The following is a 7036-nucleotide window of genomic DNA, read 5'->3' on the forward strand; positions in this document are numbered from 1 at the left end:
GACCGCGGCGCCGCGGGGGGCTTGTTTCTGGGGGTGGGCCAGCGCGACCACCCCGCCAGACCCGCCGCCCCACTCCGAGGAGGTCTGCCCTCACGGGCACAGGCGCTGCGTCAGGCGTTGACGCAGGTGTTGCCGAACGCGGGGTTCAGCAGCGCGATCACGTTGACGGTGTTGCCGCAGACGTTGACGGGGACGTGCACCGGGACCTGGACCAGGTTGCCCGACAGGACGCCCGGGGAGCCGATGGCCTGGCCCTCGGCCACGGAGTCGGCCATGGCGGGGGAGGCGGCACCGGCGGCCATCAGGATGCCGGCGGCCAGCACCACTGCCTTCTTGTACGTCATTTGTTTTCGATTCCTTCCCGCAGAGGCGTATCCACTGCAGAAATAACAACGAGTGTGCGGAGGAAAAGAAACCGGGGATTTTTGCGGACGGCCCGCAATTTCACTCAGATGCTCGTGCGGTCAGAATTCGGCCGCATTTATCCGGCCCGCTCTGCCCGCTATTCGAATCCCCACATGCGGCGAGGCCGCCGCGACCCGAAGGTGCGGCGGCCTCGCGGGCGCGGTGCGCGGGGTGCCGTCAGCTGCCCGCGGAGGCGTTGCCGGACAGGATCGGGATGTTATCCAGGATGTGCGAGAGGGCCTCGTCGCCCTTGGCCTGGGTGGAGTTCTCGGTGCACTGCTGGTTCTGCGGGCTGGACAGGACGGGGATGTCCTGGACGCCGACGTTGACCAGAGCCAGGACGGACTGGACGTTGGCCTTGGCGGGCAGGGCGATGCAGGGCTTGTTGAAGGAGCCCTGGATGAGCGCCATTTGCGGGCTCATGTTGCCGTAGGTGGCCTGGTTGCCGTAGATCTGCGAGGCCCCGTTGCCGTTCACGGTGTTGATGCCGTTGTCGTTGCCGATGGCCATGGCCTGCGGGGCCATGGCGGCACCCAGACCGACGAACGAGGCGGCAACCGCTGCTCCGGCCGCGAACTTCTTGATCATGATGGTCCCTTTTTTGCAGGATTGCCCGGTACTCAAGCACCCGGATCAACGGCCCGGCCGTGGTCCGGGTTGCGCCTCTTCACCCGGATGCCGAAGTTTCGGGCCGCTCGGTTGACGTCAGGCGTTGACGCGGGTCCTGCCGGACGCGGGGTGCGGCGGGGCGGCCACGTCGACGGTGGGGCCGCGGGTGTTCGCCGGGACGCCGGCCGGGACCTGGAGCGGGTTGCCGCTCGGGACTCCGGGGGGCCGGCCTGCGCGGCGCATCTCCGATTTGCCTTTCGGTTCGAACAATCTCGCACGCCATAACGACCCTCCCGAGCCGAGGGTGCGTGCTATCGCCCAAAAGGCCGTATGGGCGAGTCCGGCGTGATTTCCCGCCTGAGTTCTGACAAAGTTCACTCCTGTTTTGTCCCCTTGATCGAAAAATGGAGACGGGGTCATGGGTTCCTCCCGCAGAATCCTCGGCACGCTCGGTCTGCTGTCCTGCCTCGTCCTTTCGGCGAACGTGCCCGTGGCCGGTGCCGCGGCCCCGCCGGGGAAACGGGCCCCTCTGGTCAAAGAGGCGCCCCGGGTCCCCTTCACCCAGCGCTACCAGGCCGCGCAGCACGGCGGCCTGGTCCGTGCCTCCAACTCCTCCATCGGCTGCCGCAAGGAGGAGACCCCGCAGGCCGAGCCCTGCGCCGCGGTCAACAAGGGCGCGGCCGGGACCAACGGCGACTTCGAGATGTTCTACGACGAGGTCGACAAGGACCCGGACACCTACAACTCCACCCGGGCCGAGCTCAAGGTCCCGCAGGGCGCGAAGGTCTCGTACGCCCGTCTCTACTGGGGCGGGAACCTGCGCGTCGGCGAGCAGAAGCCGCCGGAGGACAACGGCCGGGTGCTGGTCGCCGAGCCGGGCGGCGCGTACAAGGAAGTGCTGGCCGACACGGTGATCGGGCACCAGAGCGACGACCGCGGCGATGCCTATCAGGCCTCCGCCGACGTCACTCCGCTGGTCCGCAAGGGCGGCGCCGGGATGTGGACGGTGGCCCAGCTGAACATCGCCATGGGTCATTCGGACCTGGGCGCCTGGGGCGGCTGGACGCTGGTGGTGGCCTACGAGCACCCGCAGGAGCCGGTGCGGAGGATCTCGATCTGGGACGGCTTCGAGTCGCTGGCCGCAGGGGCCGGTGAGGCGGCGGGCGAGACGGTCGAGATCGCCGGTCTGGACGCCGCGCCCGGGGCTTCGGGGCGGGCCGGGGTGGTCGCGTACGACGGCGACCGCGGCACGCTCGGGGACTCACTCACGGTGACCGCCGACAGTGGCCGCCGGATCGATCTGAGCGACACAGAAAATCCTTTTAATGATGTTATGAATTCCACGATCACGGAATTCGGACATCACTCGTTCGTGCGACAGCCCGAACATATGAATAATCTCGGATATGACGCGGACGTGTTCGATCTGAGTCCCGCCCTGTCCGGTGGCGCCCGCAGCCTCACCTTCGGATTCACGGGTGAAAGCCAGGGTCAATTCCTCGGTGTGCTCTTCGTTCAGACAGACGCGCGCCGCTGAACGCAGGAGACCACTCCACGTGCCAACGCAGCCTTCTCCACCGCCTTCCTCCCCGTCCTCCCCCTCCTCTCCGCCGACTCCTTCCCCCGCCCCTCCCGCCGCCCCCGCCCCTCCCGCCGCCCCCGCACCGGGGCGGCCCCCGTCGGTCCTGCACCTCGTCCAGCCCGTCGAGGGCGGGGTCGCGCGCGTCGTCGTCGACCTCGTCCGCGCCCAGTCCGCCGCCGGACTGCGGACCGTGGTCGGCTGCCCGCGCGGCGGACACCTCGCCGAAGCCGCACGCGACGCCGGGGCCGAGGTGTTCACCTGGCGCGCCGGCCGGGCCCCCGGACCGGGCCTGGCCGCCGAAGTGCTGGGCGCCCGCCGCCTGATCGGGCGGGTCCGGCCCGACATCCTGCACGCCCACAGCGCCAAGGCGGGGCTCGCCGGACGGCTCGCCGTGCGCGGCGCCGTCCCGACCGTCTTCCAGCCGCACGCCTGGTCCTTCGACGCGGTCGGCGGGGCCACCGCCGCGCTCGCGCTGCGCTGGGAGCGCCTGGGGGCCCGTTGGGCCGACCGGGTGCTCTGCGTCAGCGAGGCCGAGCGCCGGACGGGCGAGTCCGAGGGGATCGCGGCCCGCTGGTCGGTGATCCGCAACGGCGTCGACCTCGGCCACTTCCGCCCCGGCGATCCGGACCCCGTCCGGGACAAGGCGCTGGCGCGCGCCGAACTGCCCCTGCCCGCCGCCCTCCAGGGCGACGGGCCGCTCGCCGTCTGCGTCGGCCGGCTCTGCCTGCAGAAGGGGCAGGACATCCTGCTGCGGGCCTGGCCGGAGCTGCTCGGCGCCGTCCCCGGAGCCCGTCTCGCACTCGTCGGCGACGGCCCCGACATGGACCGGCTGCGCCGTACGGCCCCGCCCGGAGTGCACTTCGCGGGAGCCGTCCGCGACATCCGACCGTGGCTTCGGGCCGCCGATCTCGTTGTACTGCCGTCGCGCTGGGAAGGCATGGCGCTCGCCCCGCTCGAAGCCATGGCCTGCGGCCGCCCGGTCCTGGTCTCCGACGTCAGTGGTGCCAGGGAGAGCCTGCCGCCCGGCCAGGCACGGCTGTGCCTGGTGGAGCCGGAGGAGCCGACGGCGCTGGCCAAGGCTCTGGGAGGGCTGCTCGCCGAGCCGCGGCTGCTCGCCGAACTCGGGGAGCAGGCCGAGCGGCACGCGCGGACGGACTTCGACGTGCGGCGGACCACGGACGCGGTCACCGGTCTGTATCACGAACTGCTGGGCAGGCCCCGGCCCTTGAACCAGGAGCGCATCAGCCGATGACGATGGACAGCGCACCCCCCCGGCACACCGGGCAGGGTGGCACGGGGCCCGCCGCAGGCAGCACCGGTGCCGGCATGACCAGCGCCACCACGACCGGCAGCGCCGGCATCAACACCACCCTCAACACCACGATCAGCTCCGGCCGCACAGCGGGCGTCACGGCCGTCACCCCCGGGGCCACCGCCGTCCGGCGGTCCGTGACCGCCATCCACCCCCCGCGCGGGCCCAAGGCCGACCAGGCCCGTACGGCCGTCCGGCCGCAGCGGGTCCGCCGGCGGGACGGGATCCTCCCGCTGCTGAACGCCGATGCGCTCGCCGTCGTGGCGACCGCCGCCGCCCTGCCCGGACTGGAGCCGGCGCGCGGGGCGGCCGCGGCCCTCGCCGTACTGCTGGCCGCGCTGCACGCGCAGGCCGGGCTGTACCGGCCACGGCTCGCCCCCTCCGCGCTGCTGGAACTGCCCGCGCTGGCCGGACGGGCGGCCGTCCTGTGGTGCGGGGCCGCCGCGGTCCTGGCCGCCGTCGTTCCCGCCGAGGCCCTGGGCTGGGGAGACCTGCTCGGCGCCGTCTGCCTCCAGGCCGTACTGGCCTGCGCGGGACGGGGGTTCGTCAACCAGCTGCGCCGCCGCAGCCACGTCCGCCGTCCCGCGTCCGCCCTGGTCGTCGGACCGGGCGCCGGGGCGAGCGAGGTCGCCGCCGCCCTGCACGGACGCCCCGAGTACGGGCTGCGCCCCGTCGGGCTCGCCGATACCGCCGTGAGGTCCGCCGCCGCCGCCGCGGAGGGGGGAGCGGGAGTGCCCGTACTGGTCACCCACGAGGACATCCGGCGGGCCGTCATCCAGAACTCCGTCCAGGACGCCGTCTTCACCCGCCCGCCCGAGGCCGACGAGCGCACCGCCTCCCTGGTCCGCCTCTTCCACGACCACGGCTGCCGGCTCTGGCTCGCCGACCCGGCCGGCACCGCGAAGGTCACCGGCATGCGCGTCGCGCAGCCCGCCGACCAGCTGTGGGGGTACGCCGTGCAGCCGCTGCTGCCGCGCCCGGCCCGGCCGGTGGAGCGGTTCGCGAAGCGGGTCATCGACTCCTCGCTCGCCGCGCTCGCGCTGCTGGCGGCCGCGCCCGTGATGGGCGCCTGCGCGCTGGCGGTACGGGTCTCCGACGGACGCGGGGTGATCTTCCGGCAGGAGCGGGTCGGCCTGTACGGACGGCCCTTCACCCTGCTGAAGTTCCGTACCCTGCGCGCCGACGCCCACGAGTCCGCCACCCGGTGGACGGTGGCCGGCGACTGCCGGATGAGCCCGGTCGGCTCCTTCCTGCGCAAGTCCTCGCTGGACGAGCTGCCGCAGCTGTGGAACGTGGTCCGGGGTGACATGAGCCTGGTCGGTCCCCGCCCCGAACGGCCCTTCTTCGTGGCCAAGTTCAGCAGCGTCCACCCCGGTTACGAGGCCCGGCACCGGATGCCCGTCGGCATCACCGGCCTCGCCCAGATCAACGGCCTGCGGGGGGACACCTCCATCGAGGACCGGGCCCGCTTCGACAACCACTACATCGACACCTGGTCGCTGTGGCAGGACCTGTGGATCCTGGCCCGCACCGCGGCCTCCTTCTTCCGCTTCCGGCTGGGGGGCAGCTGAGCATGAGCCTTGCCGCACCGACGTCCTGGGCACGCCCGGACACCGCCGATCTGCTGCGCCGGCACTGGCCGCTGCTGCCGCTCGCCGCGACCGTACTGGCCCTGCTCGCCCCGCTGCCGGCGGGCGACGCGACCGCCTCGGGAAAGGTCGGCCCGGCCGACGCCGCCTCTCTGCTGCTCGTGTTCGTCTGCGGGATCCAGGCCCTGCGGGGCCGCGTGCGGACCCTGAGCCCGCTCGGGGTGTTCGTCCTCGGGCTGCCCGCCGTCGGGCTCGCCGTCTCGACGGTGACCGCGGGGGACCCGTACGCCGCCCTGCCCGGCTTCGTCCGCTACCTCCAGGTGTTCGTACTGGTCCCGGCGGCGATCGTGCTGCTGGTGCGCGACGCCGGGGAGTTCCGGCTGGCCGCCGGGTGCTTCGTGGTGCTGGCGCTGGTCCAGGGCGCGGTGGGCGTGGTGCAGTTCGCCACCCACACCGGTGCCTCCTACCAGGGCGAGGACATCCGCGCCGTGGGCACCTTCGGCCCCGGCGACGTCATGGGCATGGCCACGGTCGTCGCCTACGGACTGGTCGTCGCCACCGCCGCGGCCCTGGCGCCCGGGCTGCCGGCGCGGGTGCGCCGGGCGGCCGGCGCCTCGGCGCTGCTGCTGATGCTCCCGCTGGTGCTGTCCTTCAGCCGCGGCGCGTGGATCGCGACCCTCGCCGCGGCCGTACTCGTGATGGCGCTGGCCGGGATCAGGCGGGCGCTGAAGGTGCTGCTCGCCCTGGCCGCCGCGGGCGTGGTGCTCGTGGGCGGGCTCGGCGTCGGATCCGAGATGGTGGCGGAACGGCTGACCTCGATCACCCAGGTCTCCGACGCGCCCGACCAGTCGGTCACCGACCGCTACACGATGTGGGCCGCCGCCGAGTCGATGTGGCGCGAGCGGCCCGCGGTCGGGGTCGGCCTGAAGGGCTTCCCGGCCAACCGGGACGCGCACTCCGGGCTGGCGCTCTCCTCGGGCAGCGACACCGCGGGCGCGGGCCAGGCCTACATCCGCCAGCCGCTGCTGTCCCCGCACAACATGTACCTGCTGGTGCTGAGCGAGCAGGGGCTGACCGGGCTGCTGGCACTGGCCGGCGGCTGGCTGGCGCTGCTGGTGGCGGGCCTGCGCCGGTGCCTGACCGGCGGCGCCGCGCTGCGGGACTGCGGGCTCGTCGCGATCGGCCTGTTCGTGTGGCAGCTGACCGACTTCCTCTACGCGGACATCGGCGGCCCCTCGACCGTCCTGACCGGAGTGATCATCGGCCTGGCGGCCTGGTGGGCCCTGCCCTCCCCGGGCCTCCCGGGCGGGCCGGGCCGGACCGCGCGGCCGGCGGGCACCGTCCTTTCGGGCGGTACGCCGCCGGCGGCGCCGGCGGCCGCCCGGTGACGGACACCACGCCCTGGCGGCGGCCCGTAGCCGCGGCGACCGAGGTCGCCCCGGCTGCGGGCCGTCCGCCGCACCCGGACCAGGGCCCGGCCGCACCCAAAGATAGGTGTATATATCGGTGGTAGCCCTAACAATAAAAAAAGGGGGGTGG

General features: G+C 73.1%; 7 protein-coding genes. 4 read left to right on the top strand and 3 right to left on the bottom strand.

The window, feature by feature from the left end; all coding sequences use genetic code 11:
* Positions 1-110 precede the first annotated feature (110 nt).
* The 3 genes from ACWF9Z_RS27220 to ACWF9Z_RS27230 all read right to left on the bottom strand — a co-directional run bounded on the left by ACWF9Z_RS27220 (position 111) and on the right by ACWF9Z_RS27230 (position 1257).
* Complete coding sequence (locus ACWF9Z_RS27220) at positions 111-344, bottom strand: chaplin (RefSeq protein WP_453606073.1); 234 nt, start codon at positions 342-344, stop codon at positions 111-113.
* 238 nt (positions 345-582) lie between these two features.
* Positions 583-993: a rodlin gene (locus tag ACWF9Z_RS27225; protein WP_453606075.1), complete on the bottom strand. Its 411-nt coding sequence runs from the start codon at positions 991-993 to the stop codon at positions 583-585.
* Positions 994-1110: 117 nt separating this feature from the next.
* Entirely contained in the window at positions 1111-1257 is a 147-nt protein-coding gene (locus ACWF9Z_RS27230; protein WP_453606076.1) for a chaplin family protein, read from the bottom strand.
* Positions 1258-1432: 175 nt separating this feature from the next.
* Between ACWF9Z_RS27230 and ACWF9Z_RS27235 the strand changes: the two genes are divergently transcribed.
* From ACWF9Z_RS27235 to ACWF9Z_RS27250, 4 genes are all read left to right on the top strand, one after another.
* Positions 1433-2551, top strand: coding sequence for a DUF3344 domain-containing protein (locus tag ACWF9Z_RS27235; protein ID WP_453606078.1), 1119 nt, complete (start codon positions 1433-1435; stop codon positions 2549-2551).
* Positions 2552-2699: 148 nt separating this feature from the next.
* Positions 2700-3848: a glycosyltransferase gene (locus tag ACWF9Z_RS27240; protein ID WP_453606095.1), complete on the top strand. Its 1149-nt coding sequence runs from the start codon at positions 2700-2702 to the stop codon at positions 3846-3848.
* A 74-nt stretch (positions 3849-3922) separates the two neighbouring features.
* Entirely contained in the window at positions 3923-5479 is a 1557-nt protein-coding gene (locus tag ACWF9Z_RS27245; protein ID WP_453606080.1) for a sugar transferase, read from the top strand.
* Positions 5480-5481: 2 nt separating this feature from the next.
* On the top strand, positions 5482-6885 hold the full coding sequence (locus ACWF9Z_RS27250) for an O-antigen ligase family protein (protein WP_453606082.1): 1404 nt from the start codon (positions 5482-5484) through the stop codon (positions 6883-6885).
* Positions 6886-7036: the final 151 nt, after the last annotated feature.

The sequence above is a fragment of the Streptomyces sp. NPDC054961 genome (assembly GCF_053609145.1).